Source organism: Bradyrhizobium sp. P2_E8 (assembly GCF_056403875.1).
This window is the reverse complement of sequence record NZ_JBFUES010001413.1, coordinates 1-1,434: the sequence shown is the minus strand read 5'-3', so window position 1 is coordinate 1,434 and position 1,434 is coordinate 1. Positions and strand designations below refer to the sequence as shown.

The 1,434-nt window shown below is 61.6% G+C and carries 2 protein-coding genes and 1 pseudogene; 1 reads left to right on the top strand and 2 read right to left on the bottom strand.

Going from position 1 to position 1,434, the window contains the following annotated elements:
* Window positions 1-237: 237 nt before the first annotated feature.
* Window positions 238-609, bottom strand: coding sequence for a tRNA-binding protein (locus tag AC1D00_RS40970; RefSeq protein ID WP_135173418.1), 372 nt, complete (start codon window positions 607-609; stop codon window positions 238-240).
* A gap of 107 nt (window positions 610-716) precedes the next feature.
* Here AC1D00_RS40970 and AC1D00_RS40965 point away from each other — a divergent pair, with 107 nt between their 5' ends.
* A complete protein-coding gene (locus AC1D00_RS40965) occupies window positions 717-1,070 on the top strand; it encodes an ArsC family reductase (protein WP_027543025.1) in 354 nt (117 codons plus the stop codon).
* A 24-nt stretch (window positions 1,071-1,094) separates the two neighbouring features.
* Here AC1D00_RS40965 and AC1D00_RS40960 read toward each other — a convergent pair.
* Window positions 1,095-1,434: pseudogene (locus AC1D00_RS40960) on the bottom strand (hypothetical protein); the annotation flags it as partial.

Sequence of the window (1,434 nt, the reverse complement as noted above, 5' to 3'; positions counted from 1 at the left end):
CGCTGCTTGTCGCTGATCTTGGGCATCGGGGCGTCCGTAAATAACTGACTGATCGATCGTTTTAGTGATTCGTCGGGAAAGGCGTGAATATTGGCCAAAAGAAATAAAAAACGATCGATCAGTCATTTTTAAATGAACAAAGGGACTTGGTCAAGTCCGGATGGCCCCGGGCCCAGGAGCAGCAGGAGTAGACGGCTGGCGAGCCGAAGCGACGGCTCGGCTCGCGATGATGTGCCGCTAGAACAGCCGTCCGCCGTTCGGCACGGGCTTGCCCGGCTGCACCAGCACGACCTTGCCGTCGGCATCGGGGAAACCGAGCGTCAGCACTTCCGACACGACCGGCCCGATCTGGCGCGGCGGAAAATTGACGACGGCCGCGACCTGTTGTCCCACCAGCGATTCCAGCGGATGGTTCTCGGTGATCTGCGCCGAGCTCTTGCGCACGCCGATCGCCGGACCGAAGTCGATCCACAGCCGCCAGGCCGGCTTGCGTGCCTCCGGAAACGGCTTGGCATCGACGATGGTGCCGACGCGGATATCGACCGCGAGGAAGCTGTTGAAGTCGATGGTCGGCGACGGGGCCGCGGCGGGATCGTGAGTGACGTGCATGATGTGTCCGTTGCCAGAGTTCGAAAGCATCGCTCGCAATATTGTCGCGCGAACCGGAGTTTCGTACAACGCCGCAGCCGAAGCATCACGCATGCGCGAGGAACGTCTTGCCCAACATCATCTACGGCATCAAGAACTGCGACACCATGAAGAAGGCCCGCGCCTGGCTCGACAGCCATGGCGTTGCCTATGAGTTTCACGACTACAAGGCGGCCGGCGTCGAGAAGGACAAGCTCAAGCAGTGGAGCGACAAGCTCGGCTGGGAGACGCTGCTCAATCGCGCCGGCACGACCTTCAAGAAGCTGCCCGACGCCGACAAGGAAGGCCTCACCGAGAAGAAGGCGCTGGCATTGATGCTAGCGCAACCATCGATGATCAAGCGTCCGGTGCTGGAAGTCGGCGGCAAGCTGCTGGTCGGGTTCAAGCCGGACATCTACGCCAAGGACGTCAGGACGAAGTAGGTTGGTGCCAAAACGCGCTGAAGGCTAGTTCAGCTCGATGGTCTCGGTGGCGTCGGCGGGACCGGACCGGTCCGCGAACTCGACGACGTCGGCGGCCGCGATACGGCCGGGGGCGCGATGAAAGAGATCGCGATCGATCACGGCGCGCAATTTCTGGCGCGGCAGCGCGTCATTTCCGCGCATCAGATTCTTGATCTCGAAGCCGCCGTCCTCGCAGAAGGTCTTGAGCGAGGCGATGATGTGACAGACCTTGCCGTCGGTCAGGAACGGCAGCAGCAGTCGCTCGTAGGCGACGATGCGCCCGTAGATGTCGTCGACATCGGCAACGCTGTAGACCGGAAGCCCGCGCGCGACGCATTCGTAA